This window comes from Cobetia sp. SIMBA_158, from assembly GCF_046566945.1.
GTDB lineage: Bacteria > Pseudomonadota > Gammaproteobacteria > Pseudomonadales > Halomonadaceae > Cobetia > Cobetia amphilecti.
In genome coordinates this window covers 1-249 of sequence record NZ_JAWJYL010000809.1, presented here as the reverse complement: position 1 = coordinate 249, position 249 = coordinate 1, and the positions used below count along the sequence as shown (strand labels likewise).

The following is a 249-nucleotide window of genomic DNA, read 5'->3' as shown; positions in this document are numbered from 1 at the left end:
CTATGCAGTCTATCGGAGTGTTAATGGCTCAATATATTTACACGATGAACAACGTGTCAAAACTTGTTCCCCCTAAGCGTGAAATCCTAAAAAATATCAACCTATCGTTTTTTCCTGGTGCCAAAATTGGTGTTTTGGGTATTAACGGTTCAGGTAAATCAACCTTGCTCCGTATCATGGCAGGTGTGGATACTGAGTTTAGTGGTGAAGCACGCGCGCAAGCAGGTACCAAAGTTGGCTATCTGCCAC

1 protein-coding gene is annotated in these 249 nt (G+C 43.4%); it reads left to right on the top strand.

What is annotated here, in order from left to right; genetic code table 11:
• Positions 1 to 23 precede the first annotated feature (23 nt).
• The coding region (locus R2R70_RS22065) for an ATP-binding cassette domain-containing protein (protein ID WP_410979207.1) at positions 24 to 249 on the top strand (226 nt) is incomplete at its 3' end.